The 26,426-nt window shown below is 39.3% G+C and carries 21 protein-coding genes; 8 read left to right on the top strand and 13 right to left on the bottom strand.

Annotated features, from left to right (window positions below):
• The first annotated feature begins 3 nt into the window (after window positions 1-3).
• From DSM106972_RS29100 to DSM106972_RS29090, 3 genes are read left to right on the top strand one after another with little or no spacing between them, the layout of a single operon-like run.
• Window positions 4-5,868 (top strand): type I polyketide synthase, encoded by a 5,865-nt coding sequence (locus tag DSM106972_RS29100; RefSeq protein ID WP_127083966.1) that lies wholly within the window; start codon window positions 4-6, stop codon window positions 5,866-5,868.
• Complete coding sequence (locus tag DSM106972_RS29095) at window positions 5,855-6,316, top strand: acyl-CoA thioesterase (protein WP_127083965.1); 462 nt, start codon at window positions 5,855-5,857, stop codon at window positions 6,314-6,316. The genes DSM106972_RS29100 and DSM106972_RS29095 overlap by 14 nt, the downstream gene beginning before the upstream one ends.
• Before the next feature lie 21 nt (window positions 6,317-6,337).
• Entirely contained in the window at window positions 6,338-7,150 is an 813-nt protein-coding gene (locus DSM106972_RS29090) for a helix-turn-helix domain-containing protein (RefSeq protein ID WP_127083964.1), read from the top strand.
• A 363-nt stretch (window positions 7,151-7,513) separates the two neighbouring features.
• Here DSM106972_RS29090 and DSM106972_RS29085 read toward each other — a convergent pair whose 3' ends face one another.
• The 3 genes from DSM106972_RS29085 to DSM106972_RS29075 all read right to left on the bottom strand — a co-directional run bounded on the left by DSM106972_RS29085 (window position 7,514) and on the right by DSM106972_RS29075 (window position 10,635).
• On the bottom strand, window positions 7,514-8,458 hold the full coding sequence (locus DSM106972_RS29085; protein WP_127083963.1) for a glycosyltransferase family 8 protein: 945 nt from the start codon (window positions 8,456-8,458) through the stop codon (window positions 7,514-7,516).
• Window positions 8,459-8,530: 72 nt separating this feature from the next.
• Window positions 8,531-9,538, bottom strand: a complete 1,008-nt coding sequence (locus tag DSM106972_RS29080) for an Npun_R2821/Npun_R2822 family protein (RefSeq protein ID WP_127083962.1) — start codon at window positions 9,536-9,538, stop codon at window positions 8,531-8,533.
• A 146-nt stretch (window positions 9,539-9,684) separates the two neighbouring features.
• Window positions 9,685-10,635: a glycosyltransferase family 2 protein gene (locus tag DSM106972_RS29075; RefSeq protein ID WP_127083961.1), complete on the bottom strand. Its 951-nt coding sequence runs from the start codon at window positions 10,633-10,635 to the stop codon at window positions 9,685-9,687.
• Window positions 10,636-10,878: 243 nt separating this feature from the next.
• Between DSM106972_RS29075 and DSM106972_RS29070 the strand changes: the two genes are divergently transcribed.
• Window positions 10,879-12,102: a glycosyltransferase family 4 protein gene (locus DSM106972_RS29070; protein WP_127083960.1), complete on the top strand. Its 1,224-nt coding sequence runs from the start codon at window positions 10,879-10,881 to the stop codon at window positions 12,100-12,102.
• A 256-nt stretch (window positions 12,103-12,358) separates the two neighbouring features.
• Here the strand turns inward: DSM106972_RS29070 and DSM106972_RS29065 are convergent, their stop codons facing one another.
• From DSM106972_RS29065 to DSM106972_RS29055, 3 genes are all read right to left on the bottom strand, one after another.
• Entirely contained in the window at window positions 12,359-12,646 is a 288-nt protein-coding gene (locus tag DSM106972_RS29065) for a hypothetical protein (RefSeq protein ID WP_127083959.1), read from the bottom strand.
• Between the two features lie 175 nt (window positions 12,647-12,821).
• Window positions 12,822-14,498 carry an iron uptake porin gene (locus DSM106972_RS29060; protein WP_127083958.1) on the bottom strand — a complete coding sequence of 559 codons (1,677 nt, stop codon included), beginning with the start codon at window positions 14,496-14,498 and terminating at the stop codon, window positions 12,822-12,824.
• Between the two features lie 108 nt (window positions 14,499-14,606).
• Window positions 14,607-15,341 (bottom strand): class I SAM-dependent methyltransferase, encoded by a 735-nt coding sequence (locus DSM106972_RS29055; protein ID WP_158632891.1) that lies wholly within the window; start codon window positions 15,339-15,341, stop codon window positions 14,607-14,609.
• Between the two features lie 251 nt (window positions 15,342-15,592).
• Between DSM106972_RS29055 and DSM106972_RS53965 the strand changes: the two genes are divergently transcribed.
• Together DSM106972_RS53965 and DSM106972_RS53960 are read left to right on the top strand one after the other, a co-directional pair.
• A complete protein-coding gene (locus tag DSM106972_RS53965; protein ID WP_233787923.1) occupies window positions 15,593-16,957 on the top strand; it encodes a hypothetical protein in 1,365 nt (454 codons plus the stop codon).
• A complete protein-coding gene (locus tag DSM106972_RS53960; RefSeq protein WP_233787922.1) occupies window positions 16,872-17,963 on the top strand; it encodes a hypothetical protein in 1,092 nt (363 codons plus the stop codon). The genes DSM106972_RS53965 and DSM106972_RS53960 overlap by 86 nt, the downstream gene beginning before the upstream one ends.
• Before the next feature lie 39 nt (window positions 17,964-18,002).
• Here the strand turns inward: DSM106972_RS53960 and DSM106972_RS29045 are convergent, their stop codons facing one another.
• Entirely contained in the window at window positions 18,003-18,185 is a 183-nt protein-coding gene (locus DSM106972_RS29045; protein WP_127083956.1) for a hypothetical protein, read from the bottom strand.
• Window positions 18,186-18,591: 406 nt separating this feature from the next.
• Here DSM106972_RS29045 and thrC point away from each other — a divergent pair, with 406 nt between their 5' ends.
• Window positions 18,592-19,683 (top strand): threonine synthase, encoded by a 1,092-nt coding sequence (thrC, locus tag DSM106972_RS29040; RefSeq protein WP_127083955.1) that lies wholly within the window; start codon window positions 18,592-18,594, stop codon window positions 19,681-19,683.
• Window positions 19,684-19,766: 83 nt separating this feature from the next.
• Here thrC and DSM106972_RS29035 read toward each other — a convergent pair whose 3' ends face one another.
• Window positions 19,767-20,162 carry a hypothetical protein gene (locus DSM106972_RS29035; protein WP_127083954.1) on the bottom strand — a complete coding sequence of 132 codons (396 nt, stop codon included), beginning with the start codon at window positions 20,160-20,162 and terminating at the stop codon, window positions 19,767-19,769.
• A 148-nt stretch (window positions 20,163-20,310) separates the two neighbouring features.
• Window positions 20,311-20,763, bottom strand: a complete 453-nt coding sequence (locus DSM106972_RS29030) for a hypothetical protein (protein ID WP_127083953.1) — start codon at window positions 20,761-20,763, stop codon at window positions 20,311-20,313.
• A 19-nt stretch (window positions 20,764-20,782) separates the two neighbouring features.
• Here DSM106972_RS29030 and DSM106972_RS51595 point away from each other — a divergent pair, with 19 nt between their 5' ends.
• A complete protein-coding gene (locus tag DSM106972_RS51595; RefSeq protein WP_158632890.1) occupies window positions 20,783-20,941 on the top strand; it encodes a hypothetical protein in 159 nt (52 codons plus the stop codon).
• Between the two features lie 155 nt (window positions 20,942-21,096).
• On the opposite strand, the gene DSM106972_RS29025 is transcribed toward DSM106972_RS51595, so the two are convergent.
• The 4 genes from DSM106972_RS29025 to aepX all read right to left on the bottom strand — a co-directional run bounded on the left by DSM106972_RS29025 (window position 21,097) and on the right by aepX (window position 26,394).
• Window positions 21,097-22,245 (bottom strand): glycosyltransferase, encoded by a 1,149-nt coding sequence (locus DSM106972_RS29025; protein ID WP_127083952.1) that lies wholly within the window; start codon window positions 22,243-22,245, stop codon window positions 21,097-21,099.
• A gap of 246 nt (window positions 22,246-22,491) precedes the next feature.
• Window positions 22,492-23,568, bottom strand: coding sequence for a 2-aminoethylphosphonate aminotransferase (locus DSM106972_RS29020; RefSeq protein ID WP_127083951.1), 1,077 nt, complete (start codon window positions 23,566-23,568; stop codon window positions 22,492-22,494).
• An 8-nt stretch (window positions 23,569-23,576) separates the two neighbouring features.
• Entirely contained in the window at window positions 23,577-24,728 is a 1,152-nt protein-coding gene (gene aepY / locus DSM106972_RS29015; RefSeq protein WP_127083950.1) for a phosphonopyruvate decarboxylase, read from the bottom strand.
• 10 nt (window positions 24,729-24,738) lie between these two features.
• Complete coding sequence (gene aepX / locus DSM106972_RS29010) at window positions 24,739-26,394, bottom strand: phosphoenolpyruvate mutase (RefSeq protein ID WP_127083949.1); 1,656 nt, start codon at window positions 26,392-26,394, stop codon at window positions 24,739-24,741.
• Between the last annotated feature and the right edge of the window lie 32 nt (window positions 26,395-26,426).

Raw genomic sequence — 26,426 nt, 5'->3', positions numbered from 1 at the left:
ATAATGACATTTGCAATAGCAATTGTTGGCATGGCTTGCCGTTATCCAGATGCTGCCTCACCGATAGATTTATGGTCAAATGTACTCGCCCAGCGTCGGTCATTCAGGCAAATACCACCAGAACGTTTGAACTTAGCAGATTATATGTCTGCTGACCGTAATGCTCTTGATTGTACTTATACTACGGAAGCTGCTTTAATTGAAGGTTATGAATTTGACAGAGTAGCTTTTCGGGTTGCTGGCAACACATTTCGCGCCGCAGATTTGGCACATTGGCTAGCGTTGGATGTCGCTGAATTGGCATTAGCAGATGCTGGATTTTCTGGAGGTGAGGGTTTACCACGAGATACAACTGCTGTATTGTTAGGCAACACGCTAACAGGGGAATTTTCTAGAGCTAATACAATGCGCTTGCGTTGGCCTTATGTGCGCCGAGTAGTAGAAGCTGCCCTTGCGGAGCAAAACTGTTTGCCAGAGAAACGTTGGGAATTTCTAAATAATTTAGAAGCAAAATATAAAGCACCGTTTCCAATAATTGGTGAAGAAACTTTAGCAGGTAACTTATCTAATACAATTGCTGGACGTATTTGCAATCATTTTAATCTCAAAGGTGGCGGCTATACTATTGACGGAGCTTGTAGTTCTTCGCTGTTAGCAGTTACTAACGCCGCTAGTGCCCTGGTTGCAGGGGATATAGATGTAGCAATTGCTGGTGGTGTAGATTTGAGCATAGACCCATTTGAATTGGTCGGGTTTGCGAAAGCAGGCGCCTTAGCAGAGTCAGAAATGCGCGTTTATGATACCCGGTCTGAAGGCTTTTTTCCTGGTGAGGGTTGCGGTTGTGTAGTTTTGATGCGGTATGAAGATGCGATTGCCCATTCGCATCGAATTTATGCCATTATTCGTGGTTGGGGTGTATCTTCGGATGGTAGCGGTGGCATTACCCGTCCTGAAGTTGAAGGACAAATGTTAGCTTTAAAACGCACATATCATCGAGCAGGTTTTGGAATTGAAACAGTTAGTTATTTTGAAGGGCATGGCACAGGCACAAGTGTTGGTGATGCTGTGGAACTACAAGCACTATCGCGCGCTCGTCGGTTAGCAACATCTCAAGTCGCACCCGCAGTTATCGGTTCTATTAAAGCTAATATCGGACATACCAAAGCGGCGGCTGGAGTTGCTGGGTTGATTAAAGCCACAATGGCTTTGCATACCCAAATTCTACCACCAACAACCGGCTCAGAGTTTGCTCACCCTGAATTAACTGGAGAAAAGCCTGTTCTACAAGTTCTTAGCCAAGGAAAACTTTGGTCATCTGACCAGCCATTGCGTGCTGGTGTCAGTGCTATGGGTTTTGGAGGAATTAATACTCATATTGTTCTAGAAAGTCCCACCACTGAGCGGCGCCAAACACTTACTCTCCAAGAGTACACATGTCTGACCTCATCTCAAGATACTGAACTTATTCTCATAGGCGCCGAAGATATTCAAAATCTACGGCAGATAATAGAACATTTGTTGACACTAGCTCCCAGGTTGTCCAGGGCTGAAGTTATTGATTTAGCTGCCTCGTATTCAAAAAACCTGGATGGTCGTGATACTATGCCTGTGAGGGCGGCAATTATTGCTAATAGCCCCAAGATGTTAACAAGTCGTTTAAAAATACTTCAGTCATGGCTTACAGAGGATATAACAACTCGACTAGATAATAACTCAGGAGTATTTCTCGGCAATAGTACAAAAACACCATGTATTGGCTTCCTCTTTCCCGGACAAGCGTCTCCTACCTATCTCGACGGTGGTTTATGGAGTCGTTTTGAGTGGGTAAGAGAACTGTATAATAAAGTTAGTTTTCCTATAGAAAATGACCGTAAATCCACTATTATTGCCCAACCCGCTATTGTTACCGCTTCAACAGCAGCACTCCAAACGTTAGAGGAAATGGGAATAACAGCAAGTATTGCTGTTGGACACAGCTTAGGTGAAATTACTGCTCTTTATTGGGCTGGCGCTTTGGATGTAGTGACATTATTGCAAATTGCTACCGTTAGGGGAAAGGCAATGGCAGCTTTTGGCAGTTCTACTGGAGCAATGGCAAGTATCCAAGCTGCACAACAGGAGGTTGAATTACTTAAAATTCAGTCAGATAAATTAGATATTAGTCTAGATATCAGCCAGGGAGTTGTAATAGCAGGTTTCAACTCACCTCGTCAAACGGTTATTTCTGGAGATGCTTTGGTTGTAACTAAAGTTGTCGAAAGGGCAAAAGCACAAGGTATTAAGGCTACAATTTTACCAGTGTCCCATGCTTTTCACTCACCAATGGTAGCAGCAGCAGCCCAGCCGCTAGCAAAACATCTAGCTGAGTTAGATTTTCAAGCGTTGCGTCGTACTGTTGTATCTACAGTTACTGGAGAGCTATTGCCACAAGATGAAGATCTGCGCTCACTTCTTATTCGTCAGGTTACAGCACCAGTAAAATTTATCCAAGCAGTAACCAAAGCAGTTGAAGGACTAGATTTGTTAATTGAGGTAGGTCCTGGGCAAGTATTAAGCAATTTGGTTAAAGACTTTGTGAATGTGCCAACTGTAGCGCTAGATGCTAGTGGTTCTTCACTCTCTGGTTTGTGGCAAGCAGTAGGTGCTGCATTCGCTCTAGGTACGCCAATTAAACATAAAGCATTGTTTGCCGGGCGATTTACACGACCCTTTAACCTAGATTGGCATCCGCGATTTTTTACTAATCCATGTGAACTGGCGCCATTGTCCACTGATAAAAAATTGGCGCCTTTAAATCTTGAATTAGAGTCAGATGATAAAAACAAGTTAAACCACAATAATAAGCAATCAATTAATTCAAAATCTAATTCAAAATCTGCTTTAGAGCTTTTGCGTCAGCTAGTGGCTGAACGTGCCGAACTTCCTCCTTCTTCAGTGCAAGATTCTAGCCGTATGCTAAGTGACTTGCATTTGAATTCGATTACTGTAAGTCAGCTAGTCGCCGAAGCTGCCCGTTGTCTTAAGTTACCACCACCTATTGCACCAACTGATTATGCCGATGCTAGCGTAAGTGAAATTGCTCAAGCATTAGAGGAACTATCACATAGTGGTATTTCTGAGCAAGTTGATGCACAACTAAAATTTCCACAAGGTGTAGATGCATGGATAAGGTCATTTACCGTTGAATTAGTGGAGCGTTCATTGCCACACCGTCATATTAACAGTATAGAAGAAAGCTCTTGGCAAGTTATGGCGGGCAATGATTATCCTTTGTTAGGCGCCTTACAAGAGACATTTAAAGGTTGCCCTGGTGGCGGAATTGTTGTGTGTCTCCCAACCCCAGATGAATGTCATCTAGACATGTTGTTTGCGTCTGCTCGTAAGGTTTTGGTGGAGAAAGCAACGCGATTTGTGTTAGTGCAGCATGGAGGAGGTGGCGCCTCATTTGCTCGAACGCTTTACCTCGAAGCACAGGATGTCAATATATGTATTGTTGATGTACCAATCGCTCATCCTGACGCAGCAAAGTGGATAATGGCAGAAGCTTTAGCAACAGTAGGTTATTCTGAGGCACATTATGATTCTTCTGGAAAGCGGTTTGAACCTTGCCTGCGGTTATTACCGTTAGTACAACCTGCTGAAATACCTCTAAGCTCAAACGATGTGTTATTAGTTACCGGAGGGGGAAAAGGAATTGCTGCTGAATGCGCGCTTTCTATAGCTCAAGAAACCGGAGTGCGGCTAGCACTATTAGGACGTTCTCTGCCAGAAACTGACACCGTACTTTCAAAAAACTTAGAGAGAATAACCGCAGCAGGTGTACACGCACGTTACATCTCAGTTGATGTCATTGATGCCAAAGCAGTCCAAACCGCAGTTACTAAACTAGAGGCAGAACTAGGTAAAATTACGGCAATTTTGCACGGTGCCGGCACAAACGTACCACAGTTATTAAGTTCGTTGGATAAGAAAGCATTTATAAACACATTAGCACCCAAAGTACAAGGAGCGCGTAATCTAATCGCTGCAATTAACCCAAAACATTTGCGGCTTTTCATTACCTTTGGTTCTATTATTGCCAATACTGGGTTGCGGGGCGAAGCGCATTATGGGTTAGCAAACGAATGGTTAGCTCTTCTAATGGAAAAATTTCAGGAACAGCATTCAAGTTGTCGATGCCTAAATATAGCGTGGTCTATTTGGTCTGGTGTCGGAATGGGTGAGCGGTTAGGTCGTATAGATACGCTTATACAACAAGGAATTACACCGATTTCACCAGATAGGGGAATAGATGTTCTACGTAGTTTAATATCTCACTCTTTACCAAAGACATCCGTAGTAGTAACTGGTCGTTTTGGATTAATGCCAACGCTCAAAATCGAACAATCAGAACTTCCATTTTTACGCTTTTTGGAAAGTCAAAAAGTTTACTATCCAGAGTTGGAGTTAATTGTTGACATCGAGTTATCGACCCACACAGACCCATATTTAAAAGACCACGTGTTTCAAGGAGAACAGTTGTTTCCAGCAGTTATGGGGCTAGAAGCAATGGCACAGGTGGCTATGGCGTTAGCAAAATCTACTGAACCGCCAATTTTTGAGTCGGTCAAGTTTAATCGCCCAGTAGTAGTTCCCGATGGCTCAAGTGTTACAATCCGCATTGCAGCTCTGATACAGAAGCCTGGTCAAATTGAAGTAGTTTTGAGAAGTACACAAACTGCTTTCCAAGTGGAACATTTCCAGGCAATTTGTGTAATTAGTAACTCAGTAGATAAGACAGATAAGACATCTTTGCTTTCAACAGCCAATCATAAGTTAGATGAAAACTATGCGCTCAACCCAGAACGAGATATTTATGGCGCCATCCTCTTTCATAGTGGACGATTTCGACGACTGCGAGGCTATAAATATTTAAGAGCGACAAAATGTGTTGCAGAAATTATGCCAGATACTGGAAATAATTGGTTTAGTCACTATCTACCACAAACACTAGTCTTAGGAGACCCAGGCGCCAGAGATGCTGCCATCCATGCACTACAGGCTTGTATCCCACATGCGACAATTTTGCCTATAGGAGTAGATCGACTTATCCCTGGAATTAAACAAACATCCAACGAACACTTTGTATATGCCCAAGAACAAGCGCAAATAGGTGACACTTTCATTTATGATTTAGAGGTTACAGACATAAATGGCTGTGTACTGGAGCGATGGGAAGGTCTGCGGTTAAAAGTTATTAAACAAACAGTATCTCAATTGTGGGCGGAACCGCTCTTAGCAGCATACATTGAGCGCCAAATACGAGAATTAGTTCCTTCAACAGACGTAACGGTTGTTATAGATAAAGACCCAACTGTTGAACATCATGTGCGGAGTGAGCGCGCGATTAAGCAAGCAATAGGAGTAAATTTGCCAGTATTTCGACGACCTGATGGTAAGCCAGAGGTACTAGTCGAGAAGGTTGTCTCGGTAGCTCATGCAGATGATTTAACAATAGCTGTTGCAGGGCAAGAGACAGTGGGTTGTGACGCAGAAGTTGTGCGACCCAGAACAGTTGACATATGGCAAGACCTGCTGACAACAGAGCGGTTTAAGTTAGCAGAAATTGTTGCTTCATATGCAGGTGAAAATTTAGATATAGCAGCTACACGTATTTGGGCAGCTAGCGAATGTTTGAAAAAAGCCGGGGCAATGATAAATATCTCACTCATGATGCTTGACTCAAGTAAAGACGGCAGAGTTGTATTGGCAGCAGGTCAGATGGTTATTGCAACATTGGTGACATCAGTACGGGGAATAGAAAAACCATTAGTACTAGCATTACTGGTCAAAAACAGTTTTTCTGGGAGTCAACATGCTAACTTATGAATACATCCATATAATAAGTTTTGAAGAAACGAATCTTGTGGGAAATGTCTATTATGTAAACCATCTGCGCTGGCAAGGTCGCTGTCGAGAGATGTTTCTCCAAGAACATGCACCATGTGTACTAGTAGAACTTTCCAATGGGTTAGCCCTTGCCACGGTGAAAGTATCGTGTGAATATTTTTCTGAGCTTTTTGCTTTTGACAAAATTGCAATCCGAATGCAACTAAAAGAATTAAAGCAAAATCGAATTACAATGCTCTTCGAGTACTGGCGTATTACCAATGATAGTCAGGAACTCGTTGCCCGTGGTGAACAGCAAGTAGCTTGTATGCGACGACAAGGAAAGGCAACAGTAGCAACTCCCATACCAAAAGCATTACAGGAGGCCTTATATTCATATGTTGCTCCCGATTTTAACATTCATGTAATTAGCCAGAAGTCTAATTGAAGATATTAAGGAGAAAGAAAAATGCAAGAGCAGTTGTTAATAGGTATCAATCATCGCAACAAAACATCTTTATCACATGATAAGGCTGTGAAACGTGTCATTGTAACCATGCACGAACACTTGGATGAAACGCTCTCGCTACAAGACATGGCTGCTATTGCTGCACTTAGTCCGTATCATTTCAACCGTATATTTCGCCAAATAACTGGTATTCCACCCTCGCAGTTCCTGTACGCGCTACGCTTGAAAGCAGCTAAACAACTCCTCCTAACAACCCAGAACAGTGTCACCGACATCTGCTACGAAGTCGGTTACAACAGCTTGGGTACCTTCGTCACCCGTTTTAAACAACTTGTAGGGTTATCACCTGGGCAAATGCGATATATGGCTGAGTACATTACCTTACCCTGTTGGCAATATGTACACGAACACGTTACACAACATTGCTGTATCTCGTTGTCGAGTCGTGGTCTTACTGGACAAATCAGTACAATCGACGAGTGTACCAAACCAATCTTTGTAGGACTTTTCCCAACACCTATTCCCCAGAGTCGTCCTCTTAGTTGCACAGTTTTAACTGCACCTGGTACTTATCACATAGCTTCCCTGCCAAAGGATGGACAATACTATGTGTTTGCCACTACTCTTACTTGGTCTACAGAGAGATTAACTTATTTTTTGCAGGAGACACCACTGCGTGGTTCCGCAGGCCCAGTACTAGTGCGTAATGGTCAGGTCTGCGACCACGTAAATATAAAGTTATATCCAGTACAGCTAACCAATCCACCACTTCTATTTGCTCTACCGTTTTTGTTTGCCAAACAAATAGCGTGATACAAAATTTAAAATCATACAGTTAAACAATTGCATCCTCTTACCTCACATCTTGCACCAACGTATTAATACTTAATTTTTATATGTTCAATAAACATATATTTTTATCAATAATCTGATAAATATGCGTCTTTAATCTGCTCGGTTAAGAAAATTCGACAAACCCAAAACCTTGTAGAGACGCGTTCACGAAGTGTACCGAAGGTAAATTTCGCGTCTCTACTAAAAGTAGCAAATGGAGGATTAATTACAAGTGGCGTCTTTGCTTCTGGTCACGCAGGAACTATTAATATTAACGCAACAAAATTATCTCGATCCTGAAACTGTAATTTGTAACTAGTAGTAGGGTGGGCATTGCCCACCTTACGCTTGGCTGAATGATATTCCTTTCTTTTTCATCATATCTTTAACTTTTAGCCAAAGTTTTCTAATAAAAGTGATTCGCCATCCTGCCCATGCAGTTAAATCGATATATTGGAAAAATAACATTCTGTTTGGATGTTTACAACCTAGTTTCCAAGGTTTCGCAGATGATGAAAAATGCACAATATAAGAATCGTTAATTACGTTATTATACATTTCTTCGGTCAAAGAAGTTTCTTTCCATGATGAATAACTATGTATCACAGCTTGGCTATTCCATCTTGGGTCAAGCTCACTCCATTTTCCTGCAATTACTGCATTCATCGCATCTTGGTCATGCCAGCGAATATATTGTTGATTATTACTTATATAGTTAATTATTTCTTGTGAAAGATTATCACGGCGCCATTTCTCAACATTAATAACTAAAACTCCTCCATTGAAATATTTACAATCTGGAGCTATTCCAAGTTGCTGATAGTTTTGTAAACCCTTGGACGAAGACACATAAGTTGCGTCTATATCCATATCTCGCACTGCTAATACATAATTATCTGCAATTTCTGTATCCCACAATTTCTCTATATTAGCTTTTACTATTACATCACTATCTAAATAAATTGCTTTTTGGTACTTTTCAGGTAGTAACTCAGGAATTAAAATTCTATAATATGAAGCAATTGTGATATGTCTGGAAATTATGGCATTAGTGAGTTTTGCATAATCTGGTATAAGCCACTCAATAATAACGTTAGGTTTCTTTAAAGATTTAAGAATTTTATTTTTATTTGCTTGTGTAATTTTATCTGCAATTATACATATGACTACCTGACGTTGACTACTAACATTAGCAATTACAGAGGACATCGTTGTGGCTAGTGGCATTGAATAATTATCGTCTGCACAGCCAACAATTACAATTGGACTTTTTTCTGTAACAAGCATTATAAACCTAACTCCTATCTCAAATGTAATTTATCTAGAAAAAACAGTCTTGCAATAGTAGAGATAAAAACGTTATGAAACTAGCATTCTGACTTTTTTTGTGGCTTTTTTATATAATCTAGAAAATTTTTCGCTTAAGCTAGGAGAATAAAAGTTTTGCGGTCTACTTTCAGGCTGTTTCAAAAAGCGGTAATGCAAAAACTCTTCTTTGTAGCGTATATCTACATTTTCACCAGAACACAAACGAGTAAAATCGATTGTTGGGTAGTTCATATAGTGAAGTCGGTGGATTGGCTTTAAACCTTGCTCGTTATAAAGCACATTGTTTATGTTCACAAATGAATCTGCAATGGCGCAATTCCCGGTTCTATCCTCTGCGTTTTCACTGAGAGTATAGTTAAAAAGTGGTAAATTTGATTTAAAGGTTAAATAATTAAATAAATGAGCGTCATCCCACCAAGCTGTTAGCCACTCAACTTCTCTCTGTTCAATTAAAAGCTTTTTGTATTTTGTTAAATCTTCTGCTGTAAATAAACCTCGCTTTGAACCAAAAAAATCAGAGCAGTGAAGTCGAGGACGTATCTGTTGTTCTGTAAATAAATTAGCTTGCTCAAGTAATGGAACATTCAATGGTACTTTAATACGGTTTTTGCTATGTATCCAGTCATCGAATACAAAGCTATATGTATTCAATTTTTCAAAAATACCATCAAAAGACTTCATTACCAAACTATCGGCATCACAAAATACAAATGCATCAAAGTCTCCATCAAAAGCACACAATTTCCTTTGCAGATGACCAGAAGACCACCAATTTAGTGATATTTTAGAAGCTTTGGCGCCGGGATGAACAGCCCATACCTCATTTGCAAATTTTTCCCAGCGTTGAATAGATTCGCTATTATCAAAAATGGTGACATTAGCTCTAGAATTAACTTCCTGTTTTACTAAATCTAGTTGTTCATTGTAGGGAATAATACAAACAGGAATATCGCCAATATTAACTTCTATACTATTTAATAATGCGACTAATTGGTCGTAAACAGCGTCATTTCCTAGTGTATATATTCCAATTTTCATATATTAAAACCTCTTGATAATCATGCTATTTAATATACTTATTATCGACAAAATGTTATTAGTTACTTAATCATTTTTAATCATCTTTGCAACTTATACACATCAGAAATTATACTGAATAAACCGTAGAATATAAAGTATTTAAGTCAATGTGAGTTAACTTTCCGGACTGCATCAAACGCCATTGGACGAATTCCAAGGGGTAGCAGCGACAATCCTAAACCTGTTAACGCTTTAGAAAGCGAATGTGCTTTACCCGCTAGTACTAATTGTCTTCCTTGCTGCGTCTCACCTTTTTCTATTAATCTTAGTCCTAATAATAACTGTGTTTCGGTCAGGCGCCCTTGACGGATTTTTTCTAATTTATCTGACTCAAATTTATAGTTTTCTAAGTACTGTATTTTATCTGATAGGTAGCGAATCGCACGGTCTTTACTTTGCTGTTCAGCGTGGCAGCGATATTCCATTAGTAACTCTGGTAGATAATACCCTTGTTTTGCTGATGATGCTAACCTTACAAACAAATCGTTGTCTTCGCAGTTCTGCCAGTTGGGTTGCATGAAACCAACTTCTGTTAAGACTTTGCGTCTAAATAATGTGGCGCCGATTTGAAAGCTTTGACGAACGAATACGACTTCAAGCAGGTTTTCTACTATTCCTTCAGGTAAGGTGTCTCTTGCCCAAATGCGAGAGTTATATTTGGTTTGCACTTCGTCACGTTGGTTGTTTATGTCTATTATCCAGTGGTCTGTACCAACAAAATCTACTGATGGGTAGTTGTTTAAGATTGTGGCTGTGTGTTCTAAAAATTTGGGTGTGAGTCTATCGTCATCATCGAATTTTATGAAGTATTCCCCGGTTGCTGCTTCAAAACCCGCACGCATGTTATTACTTTTTCCAACGTTTTGCTGGTGGCGAATGTATTTGATGCGGTTGTCAGTGTATTGTAACATCAGGTTGGGGGTGTCATCGCTAGAACCGTCGTCACAGATAATTAGTTCAAAGTTTTGGTAGGTTTGTTGAAGTACGCTTTCGATGGCGAAAGGTAGTAGGTTGGCACGGTTGTACGTAGGAATTGTAACGGTTATTTTAGACATTTTTCTGTATTTGAATATATTTATATACTTCCCTAAAGTTTTATTAACATAACATCGGCGCCTTTATATTCTTCAAACGCTATATTTAATATCAGTGAGGTAGCTATTTAACTTTTATACATTAAAATAGCTACTTGATTTATATATCTAAATATCAGGGATATTGACGATGACGTTATCTTTAATCGTAGTTAATCCTATATTTATATAGTTTACATTTTATTATCAGTATAATTACTTAAAATGAACATACTAATGTTATCTTCAACTTTTCCTTATCCTGCGACTCGTGGGGGCACGCAGGTACGAACCTTTAATTTATTAGATTATCTAAGTCGGCGCCATACCGTAACGATGGTGACGCAACGCGAAGCTGATGTTAGTGATATGGATATTTTTAATTTGAGAGAGCATGTTGATAATTTAGTTGTTTTTGACCGTCCACACACTGGTAGTGGTGGTGCGGTTGGAAAAGTTAAGAGGTTTGGCACTTTTATCGCGCGCTCAACTCCACCTAGTGTACTAAATAGATATTCACCCCAGATGCAAAGCTGGATTGATGATTTTGTTGAAGCGGGTAAATGTGACGTTATTACTTGTGAACACAGCGTTAATGAGATTTATATCAGACCGCATTTTCAAGAAAAAGTCAAAACTGTAGTTAATGTCCACAGTTCCGTGTACGGTAGCTGTTTGAATCAACTTGAAACTGGAATCTCTGAAAATAAACTTCGCGATAGATTAAATTTACCCTTACTACGCCGCTACGAACAAGAGTACTGTAAAAAGTTTTCAGATATTGTAGTGACAACCGAAGAAGATAAAATTCAACTTCTCAAATTTAAACCAAACGCTCAAATTCCTGTAATTCCCAATGGCGTCGATTTGGTGTCGTTTCCTTATCGTACTTCTGACCCTGGTGGGCGCCGTATAGTATTTGTTGGGGCAATGGATAATTTAGCCAATATTGACGCAGTATGCTTTTTTTGTAACGAAGTTTTACCAGAAATTCAAAAACTTTATCCAGGTACAACTTTTGATATTGTCGGTTCTCGTCCGACTAAGGAAGTGATGGAGCTTAAAAATAAACCAGGTGTGAATGTTACGGGTCGAGTTCCTTCGATGGCAGAGTATTTGCATCAAGCTACTGTTTGTGTAGTGACAATGCGAACCGGATTTGGAATTAAAAATAAAACTTTAGAAGCTATGGCAGCTGGTACACCAGTTGTAGGTAGTAATCGCGGTTTAGAAGGGTTAGCATGTGATTTACCAAATGTACCACTGCGAGCAATACGTGCGAATCAACCAGATGAATATATAAAAGCAATTAGTCAAATTTTTGATAAACCGCAATTGCGCGCGGAATTATCGCATAATGCACGAGAGTATGTTGAGAAAGAATTTACCTGGGAAAGTGCAGGTAAGCAGTACGAAGAAATCGTAGGGGCGGGTTACACAACAAACTAGATACATCATAACAACATATCTAAACCCGCCCCATATTTGGACGGGCAAGGATGCCCATCCCACAAGATATAAATAATGTACGGGCGGGTTACACAACAAACTAGATACATCATAACAACATATCTAAACCCGCCCCGTATTTTGGACGGGCAAGGATGCCCATCCCACAAGATATCCCACAAGATATAAAATTTAATGCAAAGGAAAAACGGGGAAGTGCAATATATTTAGTTTGGAAATGTCAAATTTTAGATTATTACTGCTGCATTGCAGGAAATATTCTACTTGATATAGGAATACGAGGATTTACGTTAGGTATAGCAGCTTTCTCGACGGATGTTTGACTAACTGCATTTGAAGGTGTAAGTGATTTGTCGGTTGGGTTAGTTATATTTTGATTTGATGCTGGTTGTGGCGCCAGTAGTTCTTTGTCGCTGCTATTATCTACATTATCGGTAACTGTCTGTGCGTGACAGGGGTTTACAGCCATAGTGGTACTAGCCGCTATACCTAAAGCTAGTAGGTAACGAGTTTGTCGATGCATAGATTTTAAGAAGAGTTTATTATTAACTAATCTGAATTTAATCTTGCTGAGATTATTTTAAAAGCGAAGTACCACTGAATTTTTTATTTATTTTTTGCAGGTAAAGATGTGCTAATTATTGAGGTTTTTAGCTAATTTATTGCTGTTTATATAAAAGATTTATGAAGTATAGAGCTTAGAACATGAAACTACTTCGCAATACTCCCATTGTTACTGAGTCACTATCGGGTGTATGTCCTGGTTGAATAATGTGAATTATGCCTGGTGTAATACTGATGTTGTCTGTAACTTGGAAGCGATAGAAGGCTTCTATTTGAGTTGTTGTTCCTGGTTGACCACCTGAGCGACCTGTACCACCGTTAATAATATCTGGTACGTTATTTCCTACTGGTAAGTCACTATTAGTTATTTTTGGTGGTTGTCCTACGTAAATTCCCCCAAGGTTGCCTTTGCGGAATAAATCGGGAAAGTTCATATATACCATCCAGTTGGTTGTTTCTACATTTCCTGACCGACCGGGAATGTTGGAGTTTGTATAACCACCCCAGGCGCCTAAAGTAAATTTAGGTGATAATTGCCAGTTAAGAGTGGCGCCAACTGCGTTTGTTTTAACAGGTTCGCGTTTTTGAGTAGTCGGGTTGACACCTGTTAAACAATCATCACCAACAAAGGTTTGTAAACAACCACTCGAAGAATAATTATTTGCGTAATACACACTTACATCTAAACTATCGACTGGTGTTACTAATAGCTGCGCTGCTGCTGTTGTATTTCCATCGAATAAACCATTACGTTTGGTTGGGTTTCCAGGAGCAGCACTCATATAAATACCCTGCAAACTCGCGCGCTTGGCAAATTGCCAGTCAAATGCAATTCCACCCTGATATGCAAATCCCATATTTAATATCGGGTTGCGTTGAGCGAAATACGAAAGCGGGCCAGTGGCGCCACTTTCTGCACGGTTTGGTCCGCGAAATGCACTTGCCATGTTAACGTTACTTGTACCAACCATAATGGCGAAGTTGTCGCTCAAAAGTCGGTGATAATGCAAGTCGCTAAGTACTAAACTATTGCCTGTTGAAAATTCATAGCCTAATATTACATCGTTACTCAGTGCTGGACTTGTACCACCATTAGCAGCTAATAGACCTGTTACTAAATAGCTTTTGGGGTCAAACTGAGTTGTTAAATAAAGTTGAGTGAAATTAATTACATTTGTATTTGTACCTTGGTCTTGTGTATCTCGTCTGCCATCGCGCGGTGCAATGTCACCACGGTTACGAGTACGACCTTGAATACCAATAACGCTAAGACCCGATAATTTTGTTGTCGTCGAAAATCTCGAAGCCTCAATTTCAGCAGTACGTGCTTCCAAATTATCAACTCGACCGCGTAAAGTTGCTAATTCAGTAGCAAATTCTTCTTGTAATTTACTTAAACGCGCTAAATCTTCTTTTTTAAAAGATTCATCAACCGCAACACTAATCACTTGATTAACACGGTCTAGACAAGCATTCAACCCAGCAGCAAACTCATACCGAGTCAGGGCACGATTTCCTTTGAAGGTTCCATCGGGATACCCTGCGATACAACCATAGCGTTCAACCAACGATTGTAACGCTTGGAATGCCCAGTCAGTAGGTTGTACATCTTTAAGCTGTGACACAGATGTTACCTGTGACATTCCACCTTCATCACCGTTCATTGAGAAAGGAACGGATGCGACAGAAAGGGAAGAAACAGCACCACTTTCTATCCGAGACAACTCGCTTGATAATGCTTTGCTAGGTAGCCCAATAACTCCCCCAACTAGCATCGCGGTAACGATACAAACTTTATCCTTTAAGCGCATCCGTTTTTACTCACACTTACACTCACACTCAACGGACGAGTTTATTCAATAAGTTTTAAATATGACATGCGAGGATTTACGGAAATTTAACCTACGTTTCAAAGGCAATCAAACTTTAGTACAGCAAAAAATGACATCATCCCACAGTCCATAACGTTTCCAGAGAGTAGAATCTATTTCGTGTGCATAATACTCTTCACTAACAGCAAACCCCACGCTTTCTAAACGCTTCTTAAGATCAAATCCATACACTCTAACATGGTCGAACTGTCCAAAACGTCTTGCCCGTTCAAGAGGGTCAGTTATACTTGGGTCTTCATCGGTTGGTTTGTTTTTGTTGTAAGGAACTTGAATGTAAGCAGTACTTTGGGGACGCAAAACCCGCAATAACTCGCTCATTGCCAAGCTATCGTTGGGAATATGTTCGAGTACGTGACAACATGCAACCGCATCAAATGAATTATCCTCGAATACTAAGTTGGTTATGTCAGTATGCACTTCAACTCCTGGTGCAGAAAGGTCTGCGGTCACATATTCAAGATTTGGTAAGCTGTTAAATTTGTTTTTTAAGCATTCCTCTGGTGCGAAGTGCAATAATTTAGTTTTTTGCGTCAAAATTTGACTGTGCTTTTCAATAAATAACCACAATAATCGATGCCGAGCTTGACTTTCACAGTAAGGGCATGTACCTGCATCTTCTTGATTCAACCACGACTTAGAATCATTATTGCAAATGGGACAATAAACTCCTTTACCCGCATACGTAAAATTCCGATACATTTTACGGACTTGTCGATAATAAGGAGTAATAAAAGGTACGTATTTATATGGGGTTTTCATCATGTTTCCTCCATTAATTACATGCATTTCATTGATTATATAGTTATTAATACCTATATTTTTTGGTGAAACTATAATATTTATTAGCTTAAAAGTTAGAAACCGGGAATATGAATTGATATTTTGTAATAAAACAAAGATTTTACGTACAAACCCGGTTTCTATAGTACTAATGACTGCTTTAAGAGTAATTAGCGGTTTTTTATTAAAGCGAGTATAAAAGAGAAGTGCAGTACGTAAGACCGATAGTTAATATGGCTACACCACGAAAGCCGATAAAAAAACCTCTATCCAAAAATTCAAACGCGCGTCTTGTTAAGCGTGTCGTCAAAAACACAAGCCAAAAATCTAACAAAACAAGGCGCCTAACATCATTGTTAGCTCTAATAATTTTGCTCTTGCTTACAAGTTTGGTTATAGGGTTTGCGTGGATTAGCTTTTTATTTATTTTTCAACCACAACAACTTGGCTGGATAAATAAACTTTTACCACAGTGGGCGCAAATTAAAGTTGCCAAAAGTGAAGCGCAAACAGTAGCACAAATTGAAGCGGCTGTAAATAAACTTGGGTTACAAAAAGGTGAAATAATTTTCAATGAAGACTCATTCTTATTACCTATTTACAAACAACGTTCAAATTGTCAATCTGATTGTAAAGAAATTGTCGAACTGCGAGTTTATCAACAAGCATTGGACTTAGAGTTTAAAAGGGAACCAGAAAAACATTACCTGCTTACAACTCAAATTGCTATCGCAGGTCCAGAAGAGTCGTTTGTAATTGCACCACTTGTTAATGCCACTAACGAAAATCAAGGAAGCAGCATTTCTTTACCTGTAACCGAAATTAAACGCTTAGAAGGCGCCTCAAAAGATTCTGGTACTTGGTACTATTTACTTGGACAGCGCAGCGAAGGTACTTACAATATCAACTACGGTCATATACTTTATTTCAATCCTGCTCGTTACCATATACAGCAACTCATATCTTGGACAAGTCCAACAGGTACACTTCCACAATGGCAACAAGTCACGGGTAATAGTAATAAAGAACTAGTTATTAATCAAACTGTTGGCTTAGAACCACAGTTACAAGTCTATCAAGTCAAATCTGTAAAAACTTTTCTCAACCCTGTTGAACTCAACGAAATTACGCTTAAACCAGCAGCTTTAAAAGATTCATCATTTGAAAAAGCCATTTCAATGGCACGCAGTGGTCTATGGACTCCCGCATATAATTCACTAAAATCGATTAAAAAGCAGAAAAAAAATATTTCAAGCAACGCACTAGCTCAAATCGATGTTATTCGTTTACACTCTCAAATTAGTAAAACTCAGGCAGATACAACTTGGGCAAGTCCCAGTCAACAAGTCCTTGCTAATTTAATCGATGGACGTTGGGGTAAAGCGTTAGAAGCATTCAAAACTACACATAAACAAAACTCGTTAGAGATTAGTCAGTCACTCAAAGCTGACAGTGGACGGTTATGGAGTCGTGTTGAAGCTGCTTTAGAAGTTAACCCCAACCAAAAAGGAAGTGCAAGCTTGGGGAGCATTAATTCTGGCATCACAATATGGAGACGCACGCGCTTATTCATGGTTAAAGGAACAATTCAAAGGTAAACCAGTTAATTTCCCTGAAATTCAAGTTTTATTAAAACATCTCAAAGGTGAAGTTACTACCCAGTCTTTGCCAACAACGACACACACTAGCAAAATCATTGGTTCGGCACAAACTATTGAAAGCAAACAAGTCAATTTAAACGATTGGTTACAAATCGGCACCGACAATAGTGACAATAGTACTAATAACCCATCTAATAATCAAAGATGGTATCAAGTCAAAGTGTCAACGTTTCATGATGGTAAAAACTGGCTAAAAGCACCGTTCACTACCTTAAACCTACCCAAAACGCCGCCAGAAAAACAAAAATATCTACGTTCAATTCTAGGCTTAGACAACGACGCAACACTGCAAATCGCAGTATGGCATACAAACTCTGAACAACAATCTACAACTGCAACAGTCAAAGCTGTTCAGTTAACAAACGGAACGTTGCGTTTACTAGTTCTACCAAATAACTCTGTGAATATCTCAACATCTGGCGAAAAGAATCAACCCCAAGCACTAGCAACAACAACATCAGCACTCGAATGGATACAACCATCACCAACCACCTTGGAGCAATTGCAAAGTATAGACTCGCAACGCGGTAATGCTGTTTTGAAAGCAGTATGGCGCGCATTACAAACTACAAATAGTGTCAAAGGTAATTTTCCCAATGTCCAAACTATTCAGCAAAAGCTAGGACACTGGCCCATACAAGAAATCGATATAAATGGCAACGGCAAGCCAGAGATTGTACTGACAGCATCAAATGAGGCAATTACATCACTGGCGCCTGTTGCCAAGCAGACACAAAATAAAATAAATCTAAATTCTCGCCCCAGGACGTTAATTTTATCGGACAATAACAGTATAATTTATACAGACTTCGGTCAAAATTACCATAAATCACTGATAGCCATAGCAAATTTAAGTCAAACTAATTTGCCTTCTTTGCTGATTAGTGACTCTAATGGCTACACATTGAAGCGCTGGTCACAAAAAAATCAACGCTTCGAGTAGTCAACTTAAATTACGTCATTACAACGAATAAGCCTGATATTATTCTGGCTTAATTGCCGTTAATCTTTGTGTGTTCAAATTCTGCAACTCTTGTAGCAAGCACTCGACTTCAGCTTGCAAATGCATAAATTTGACTTGTTGGTCTACTTGGTAAAACGTTTTGTTTAAGTTAGAAGCCAACTGACTTACGGAACTGCGTTCTGAAACTGTTGATATAGACATACGAGTATTGAATCCTCAACTCACACCATTAGAGATATTATAATAGTGTCATATTTAAAACCATTAAAATATTATATACTTGGTATAAATAGTTCTAATGATTTTCTATTCAGTGTATCTGACTACAAATGTATTCAGCTGGTTCCTCAAGAATTGGTTATTTGTGTTACCTTTTCTTAAAGTTTCGATGAAAATCACTGTATAACAGCGTAAGATAAGTATTATTGCTTGTCAAAATCAATTTTTTCAGTATGTCAAACAAACTAAAACTAGGTATCCTCCAAATGGTAGAATATTTAGCTGATTTTAGAAAAATAGTGTGAGATGGTGCGTTCAGGCGCCGCTAACACCTGTATATTAAGTAGTTGGGTAAACGTATTTTTGTTCCTGTTGAATCATATATACCGTGACTTTAAGCTTGTCTGCTGTTAAATCAAATTGCCAACCCTGGCTAGGACTTATCGAAACCTATCGTGAGTATTTGCCTGTCAGTGAAAAAACTCCAGTAGTAACACTGTACGAGGGGAACACACCTTTAATTCCTGTACCATCGATAGCTCAACGCATTGGAAAGCAGGTGCGTGTGTTTGTAAAATACGACGGTCTTAACCCGACAGGGAGTTTTAAAGACCGAGGAATGACGATGGCAATTTCCAAAGCCAAAGAAGCTGGGGCAAAAGCGGTGATTTGTGCGAGTACAGGCAACACTTCAGCCGCAGCAGCAGCTTACGCGCGACGTGGTGGAATGCGTCCTTTTGTGTTGATTCCCGATGGTTATGTTGCTCTTGGTAAATTAGCGCAAGCACTATTATATGGTGCAGAAGTATTAGCTATTAAAGGTAACTTTGACCGTGCCTTAGAAATTGTGCGTGAGATGGCAGAAACTTACCCAGTAACATTAGTTAATTCGGTAAACCCCTATCGTCTAGAAGGACAAAAGACAGGCGCCTTTGAAGTAGTCGATGTTTTAGGAGATGCACCGGACTGGTTATGTATCCCCGTAGGTAACGCAGGAAACATTACCGCGTATTGGATGGGATTTTGTGAATATCATCAAGCTGGAAAATGTGGGCGCCTACCGCGTATGATGGGATTCCAAGCAGCAGGCGCCGCACCATTAGTTACAGGTCACCCTTTCCCCCATCCAGAAACAATAGCAACAGCAATTCGTATAGGTAATCCTGCGAGTTGGGAAAAAGCAGTAGCAGCAAAATCTGCTTCTACAGGAGAATTTAATTCAGTCACCGATGCCGAAATTCTCGATGCTTACCGACTATTAGCATCCGAGGAAGGAATTTTCTGTGAACCAGCGAGTGCAGCATCAGTGGCAGGAATGTTAAAAGTTAAAGACCAAATTCCAACTGGCGCCACAGTAGTTTGTGTACTAACAGGAAACGGGTTAAAAGACCCCGACACCGCAATTAAACACAGCAACAGCCAATTTAAACAAGGCATCCTTCCCGAAGTTAAAGCAGTCGCCGAAGCGATGGGAATGTAACCTTGCAACGGATACAACAGATGTAACGGATGATTTACAGTTATATCCGTTACATCCGTTACATCCGTTAAATCAGTTGCCAGTTATTTTGGGCTACTATAAGAGACTCGACCATTTTCTTTAACAGTGAGATGATGTTCTCTGGTATCTGTATTGTTTGTACGTCCTACAGAGGCAGTTTGAATTGGAACATCTGCACTAAAACGACCGTTAACCAAAAAAGAGTCTTCACGATTTGGCTTAAATTGCCACATTCTTTCTGTACCTGGTAATATATCTCGCTGCTCGAAATCTTTACCAGCTACCTGGATTTTCATAAAATTAATCGTTTTTTCTGAGTCGTTACGTAGCACCAGTTTGGCTTCCGGCACCCCAGAATTACAGGAATTGAATCCAAATACTGATACTGTAGCCAGAATCGCCAATGCTCGGATTCTTTTAAAAAGAACGACTTTAGATATTTTCTTTTTAGTTGGCATAGAAAATAATCTCCGTACAGGGAAAACTAATAGCTCTCTTTAAATAAGTAGGAGTGCTTATACTTAGATATTTCCCAGTAACGGCGCCAAACTAACATAAAATTTTTATAAATTTGGTTTTACGATGGCATCACTATGGTATGATGCCCTATTTGGCTTCAGAGCGTATTCGCGCCAAGCTATCAATGGCATCACCGAGAGCTGTAGTAAGACTATTACGAGTTTGAGCATGACTTTCCTGCTCGGTTTTTAGAGCAAGCAACAGACTCGCACGTTCTTTCATCGCTTCAATGAGTTTGGCTTGTAATTCTTTCGTTTCCCCAATTTGACTAATTTCAGCATGAATAGCTGTATTTACATCCGCGTCGGGAAGTATCGTTTCGTCAATACCCCGCATTTTTTTTAGTTCTGCCTTTAAAGACGCTATTTCTTGCTGTAACAGTTGAGCATCAGTACGTCGCTGTTCAGCTTCGGTGTTATAGAGTTTGCGCCATTTCTCAGCACTTTCCCACGCTTCATCACAGCGCGTTATTGCATCTGCCAGCTGTTGCTTCAGCGCTTGAATTTCGGTTAACCAACGCTGCGTTAAATCTTCACTCATAAAACTATAGGGATAAAAAGTGCATAAGTTGATTTTGCCTGCATTTACGAATAGACAACAATATCCTAAAGCTTGTGTATTCACTGTTCCCATTATTTTACATGTTTCCATCCAACTTCAAACAGAGCTTTCTGCGGCGCCTCAAGTTTGTGTAAAACAATATTTTAATGTACTCTAATTTCGTAGGTATTATAATTTTATATTATTTATATATTGAGAAAACTCACGCCAACGCCCGTAAAACTAATAAAAATTGATGTAGAGAAATTTTAATATGAAGTTTTGCAAGGACTCAAATAAACAATTAAAACATGGTGTGCTGGCACAAATCGCTCATTCCCACTGGGAAATCAAACCATCACCCTCAACTGAAAGAAATCTTCCACTCCAGTAAATGCGCTTTCCAAAACCACCTATTACCCAAATAACTAAACTCAGCAAATCTCGCAGTGGTAAAGCCCAAAGCCAAAGTAAGAGTTTTGGAGATTTCATACAAAAAATACTTACCAGTACCTGAGCGTAGCGTACCAATATTACAGTTAAACAAATTGCGACTGCCCACGAAGTGAACCCAGACAAAATTAATAGCGGTAGGCAAAAAACCGTACCATAGCAAAAAATCATGCCGTAGTATATGGAACCGCGATTGTAACGAATAGTTCTGGCCCAACGTAACTCCCGTGCATAAAGTTGACCTATACCTTCGCTACCAGGATTCCAATCTAATACGTAGGGAGATAGGTAAATTTGATAACCTGCTAAAGCAATCCTTTTACCAAGATTGTAATCAGAGCCAATCCTACTTGTTTGTAAGCTACCACTCTCTAATAAAGTAGATTTACTAGTAGCAATAGTAACGCCAATCGCAAAACGCAAACCAAAATCAATAGCGCGAGCAATTAAAACGCTAGGAAGAAAATCAAAACAGCGACCGAAAGACGCAAGCGCAGCAATTAAGGAATTGGGAGAGCGGACAATATAAGCACAAGTAACAGCACCTACTTGGTGATTTTTGAGTGGAGCAGTTAAGAGACGAATATACTCTGGGCTAACCTTTATATCACCATCAGCAAAAATTAAAATTTCATGCTGAGATTTTTCTAAGAGATAGCTTAAATTACTATCTTTAAGATTTACGCCGAGCGGAACCAAATCCGAATAGTATTTTACGCGGTCGGTAAAAATTTCAACCAGCTTTTCGAGGAGAACAATAGCTGGGTCATCCTTATCCGTTACTCCAAATAAAACTTCATAATCTGGGTAATTTTGATTGCAAAGAGAAAACCAATTATCCCAGGATTTTTCGTCTATACCCCTCACTGAAACTAAGATTGAAACAGGCTCTATGTTATTTTCTCTGTTATTTTCGCTCTTGCAATTTTTATTAGTGAAAAACAGAAGAGTATAAATAGCACCAGCCAAATAAAAACAAACTGAGCCGAAACAAATAATTAAGCAAAAAATTTCTAGGAAGAAAATCATATTCTTTATACGCTACAAGTAAAGCTTAAGATACCGATTGTGAAAAAACCAAAAGGATGCATAAATCGCATAGCGATTAAACCAAACTGATACCAAGCAGATGATTAACAGTAGTAAATTTATTATATTTAATTTTTAATTTTGCTTTCTAGAATTTATGCTCTATATGCTTTTACCAAGTACTAAGAACTATCTAATAAAATTTTGTCTCTTTTTTAACATATATATGAAAAACTTAACTAAAATTTAGGAATTCGTCATTTGTTTCACAACCTCAAGAAAGCGCTCCATATCAGTAATACTAATTGCTCCCATTGTAGAAACTCGAAAAATAGACTTGGCAAAATTACCTTGTCCTGCATATATAATGTAGCCCTGCGATTTTAATGAGTCATGAAATGCTTCGTAGGTAAAGTTATTCGGTAAATGATATGCATTAAGAACTACAGATGAATGTTCTTGGGGTAGCAAAGGCGAAATACCCATAGACACAAGTCCGTTACGCACATGAACAGCAAGTTGAGCGTAGTTTGCATGACGAGCGCGCCAACCACCAGAGTCTTCAAGTTCTTGTAATGCTTCGGTTAAAGCGTAAAATATTTGAGGTGATTGAGTAAAAGGTGTGGCGCCTTCGTCTTGATAGCGGCAGTATGTACCCAAATCTAAATATAAAGTGCGTGGTATAATTTCAGAACTTGGTAATGCTGCACGCTGGCAAACGACAAAAGCTGTACCAGGAACACCATGTAAGCACTTATTCGCTGTTGCCGCACAAGCTGTAATTCCCCAAGCCTGAAAATTTATTTCTTCGCCACCAAAGCTACTAACAGCATCTACTAAAATTTTAATATTTCTATCATAGCAAACTTGAGCTAGTTCTTCTAAATTATTTAAACGTCCTGTAGTAGTTTCATGATGTACGATAGCAAGATGAGTAATTTCAAAATGACTATCAAGAAATTTTGTTAGTAAATCAAAGTCAATTGGTTCTCCCCATGAGTGATGAAGAATATCAAACTCTATACCGTGGATTTGCGCTATTTTTGATATACGTTCTCCATACACACCGTTTTCAATTATCAATAACCTACCATTTCTCGGTACCAAACTAGCAAGCATCGCTTCTACTGCCGCAGTTCCCGAACCAGTAAGTAAAATTGGTGCCCAATATTTTGACGTTAGGTTGTAGACTTGTAGAATTTGATTACGAATACGGCTTTGAAGCTGAGAAAATTCGATTTCGCGATGGCATAAATCTTTTTGCAGAAGTGCTTGACGAACTCGCGCGCTTAAATTTACTGGGCCAGGGTTGAGTAAAATCATATTGAAAATTAAAAGCTTGAATTAATATAATTCATCAGGCGCCGCAAAACATCTGTTGCAGTTAAATTTGGTCGCGGTAGGTTATCGAGTGTACCAGCACGAATTTTCAGATGGGCAAATAATGGTTTATTTTGAGTACTGGTAGCAAATAGTTTATCAATCAGCGCAACGTCATTACCTGCAAAAACAGCACCGTAACCACATGCTTCAGCAATTTTAGCAAATGACACCCCTGCTGATACAGTTGATTGGGCGCCAGTCGAGTCATGAACTTCATTATCCAAAAGAATATGAATAAAATTTGCACCACCATAAGCCCCAATTGTTGCAAAATTACCCATCCGCATCAAAGCCGCTCCATCTCCATCAATAACTACAACTTTTAAATCTGGACGCGCTAACGATAAACCCAACCCCAGTGATGACGCACACCCCATTGAACCTACCATGTAAAAATGATTCGCGCGGTCAAAACAAGCAAACAATTCTCTTCCTGTATACCCAGTAGTAGCAATTATTACTGTCTCTTCAGGGTTAGTTAATCTGACAATTGCTTTTAGTGCTTGATTACGAGAACTAATATTATTTTTAATATCTGTATTAATAAATACTAATTTTTCAGATTCTATTGTAGTATTTACTTTATTTCTTAACGCATTTGGCGCCACTGTTCCCTTTCTCATAACCAACGCATAAGGACGATGTTCGGTTCGCATGTAATTATCCGCATGTGCCAAAACAGGTAGAATATCACCAGCGTCATGAGGGAAAAATTCCCAAGGCACTTCCATTGTCTCCAAAAGCTTACCAGTAATCCGTCCCATGAGTTCGTGTTGCGGTTCATCTTTAAATTCAGCATCTCCACGCAAAGTGCAAATAATCAACACTGGAATTTTAAAGATATAAGCAAGCGAAGTAATAGGACTAACGGCATTTCCTAAACCAGAATTTTGCATCATCACTACAGCACGCTTTCCACCTATAACCATTCCCGCAGCTGTAGCAAGTGCATCACCCTCATTCGCTGAAGAAATATAAGTTAACTTTTCGTCATTAATAACATAGTTGATAAAAGGTGTCAGAAAAGAACAAGGTACACCAGTGTACCCCTCAAAACCCAATTTGCGGGCAGCTTCAACAAACTCGGATGCTTTAATCATTTAAATTACTTTAGCCTTGTAACTGAAACGCTAAATCTAAGTCATCTAATGAGTTTATATCAAGCCAGTGACCATGAATGTAAATTACCTTAATTGGTTTACCTTTTGTAATTAGGTAATTACACAAGTCAGCTAAACCCATTTTGTTAAAATCAGGTTGTCCCTGTAGTTGTAAAAGTGCTTCTTCTACCCAAAGACGACCTTGACCGTGACAACGTAACATACCTATCCAGCGACCATGCGATTTTTGACTTTGCATTTGCTTTGTTTTAGCTACCTGTAATAAGTTGACATCCTGACCAAACAAAGATAAATCATCAGGATGTGAACAGTAAGCATAGTCAGGAGAACCACTGGTAGATTTGCTTTTCATGGTTGAATCTACAATAGCGACGATTTCACCTACACTTTCGAGTAAATCTCGTAAAATATAACTTCTAAACAGCAAGTCACCATATACTATCAACATGTCATTACTAAATTTAGCTTGAGCAGTTACCAAAGAAGCTAATTCACCTGTAGTTGTATAGTTTTGGTTCTGAATAATATTAATTCCTGGAACATCAATAGTTTCAGCTTTGTAACCTGCAACAACCGAAATATCATTTATCTGTAATTTTTTAAATTTGTCAACGACATGTCTAAGTAATGCTTTCCCAGCTATAGGCACCATCACTTTTGGTCTATCGAGCGTTAAACCGTGCAATTCATCACCGCGCGTAGCTGCTAGTACTATTGCATTAGTATGTTGTTGTCCATTATTAAAATAGCGTTTTTCTGCTTCCACAAGTTCATCGGCGCCTTGAAGACGGAATATTTCTTTAATAGGGGCAATACGTTCTTCAATATTTACCAAGGTTTCGCTAACCTGAACCTCACGAGCAATTGTTTCCATACTCGCTATAGCAGCGCGAATCATATGGTTTGCCCAGATAATTAAGCTAATTCCTGCAGTACGAAAAAGTTCGGTGGGGGTGCTGTAATATTTAGTGGGAACGATAACCAAAGGAGCGCGACCAGCCCATTCTTTAGCAAAAGCTAATATTTCATTAGGACGTGATGATTTACTGTGAATAAGAATCGCATCGGCACCTGCTATTCGATAAGCTTCTGCACGTCGCAAAGCTTCCGACAAATCCCACCCTGCAATTAATGCTTCAACACGCGCGACAATACAAAAGTTGTCATCCAGTTGACTGTCTTTACCAGCTTTGATTTTGCCGGAAAACTCTTCAACATCAGCTAAAGGTTGACGTTCTCCATTAATAAAACTATTTGATTTAGGAAATAATTTATCTTCGATACACACCCCCGCAATACCTCGCTGTTCGAGTTTACGTACCAGGCGCCGCATATTATTAAAGTTACCGTACCCCGTATCACCATCCAGCAAAATAGGAACTTTTGTCACGTCAGACATAAACTCAAGCATGTCTACTATTTGAGTCCAACTTGCTTCATTATTATCGCGAACGCCATATTGTGCAGATACCGCTAACCCCGATGCCCAAATGCCTTGAAAGCCAGCTTCTTCAACAATTCGCGCACTGATACCATTATGCGCTTCCATGATGAATTCAAGTCGCGAAGACTCAAGTAGCACACGCAGAGCAGTACATTTACTATGTCTAGAAGTTATATATGTTGCTGGTGAAATTTGATTCATTATCTAGGTTACTTATAGAAATTAAGAAAAAT

The sequence above is a fragment of the Dulcicalothrix desertica PCC 7102 genome, assembly GCF_003991905.1.
Lineage (GTDB): Bacteria > Cyanobacteriota > Cyanobacteriia > Cyanobacteriales > Nostocaceae > Dulcicalothrix > Dulcicalothrix desertica.
This window is presented reverse-complemented; position numbering and strand designations above follow the sequence as displayed.

Bases quoted from the DNA above. Each gene is read 5' to 3' on its own strand.
- aepX (WP_127083949.1), bottom strand. From the start codon at position 26,394: ATGAATCAAATTTCACCAGCAACATATATAACTTCTAGACATAGTAAA.
- DSM106972_RS29085 (WP_127083963.1), bottom strand. From the start codon at position 8,458: ATGCTTGTTACAGAAAAAAGTCCAATTGTAATTGTTGGCTGTGCAGAC.
- DSM106972_RS29025 (WP_127083952.1), bottom strand. From the start codon at position 22,245: ATGATTTTCTTCCTAGAAATTTTTTGCTTAATTATTTGTTTCGGCTCA.
- DSM106972_RS29020 (WP_127083951.1), bottom strand. From the start codon at position 23,568: ATGATTTTACTCAACCCTGGCCCAGTAAATTTAAGCGCGCGAGTTCGT.
- DSM106972_RS29030 (WP_127083953.1), bottom strand. From the start codon at position 20,763: ATGAGTGAAGATTTAACGCAGCGTTGGTTAACCGAAATTCAAGCGCTG.
- DSM106972_RS29080 (WP_127083962.1), bottom strand. From the start codon at position 9,538: ATGAAAATTGGAATATATACACTAGGAAATGACGCTGTTTACGACCAA.
- DSM106972_RS29100 (WP_127083966.1), top strand. From the start codon at position 4: ATGACATTTGCAATAGCAATTGTTGGCATGGCTTGCCGTTATCCAGAT.
- DSM106972_RS29095 (WP_127083965.1), top strand. From the start codon at position 5,855: ATGCTAACTTATGAATACATCCATATAATAAGTTTTGAAGAAACGAAT.
- DSM106972_RS53965 (WP_233787923.1), top strand. From the start codon at position 15,593: ATGGCTACACCACGAAAGCCGATAAAAAAACCTCTATCCAAAAATTCA.
- DSM106972_RS29075 (WP_127083961.1), bottom strand. From the start codon at position 10,635: ATGTCTAAAATAACCGTTACAATTCCTACGTACAACCGTGCCAACCTA.
- DSM106972_RS29090 (WP_127083964.1), top strand. From the start codon at position 6,338: ATGCAAGAGCAGTTGTTAATAGGTATCAATCATCGCAACAAAACATCT.
- DSM106972_RS29070 (WP_127083960.1), top strand. From the start codon at position 10,879: ATGAACATACTAATGTTATCTTCAACTTTTCCTTATCCTGCGACTCGT.
- aepY (WP_127083950.1), bottom strand. From the start codon at position 24,728: ATGATTAAAGCATCCGAGTTTGTTGAAGCTGCCCGCAAATTGGGTTTT.
- DSM106972_RS29035 (WP_127083954.1), bottom strand. From the start codon at position 20,162: ATGCCAACTAAAAAGAAAATATCTAAAGTCGTTCTTTTTAAAAGAATC.
- DSM106972_RS29045 (WP_127083956.1), bottom strand. From the start codon at position 18,185: ATGTCTATATCAACAGTTTCAGAACGCAGTTCCGTAAGTCAGTTGGCT.
- DSM106972_RS29055 (WP_158632891.1), bottom strand. From the start codon at position 15,341: ATGATGAAAACCCCATATAAATACGTACCTTTTATTACTCCTTATTAT.
- DSM106972_RS29060 (WP_127083958.1), bottom strand. From the start codon at position 14,498: ATGCGCTTAAAGGATAAAGTTTGTATCGTTACCGCGATGCTAGTTGGG.
- DSM106972_RS29065 (WP_127083959.1), bottom strand. From the start codon at position 12,646: ATGCATCGACAAACTCGTTACCTACTAGCTTTAGGTATAGCGGCTAGT.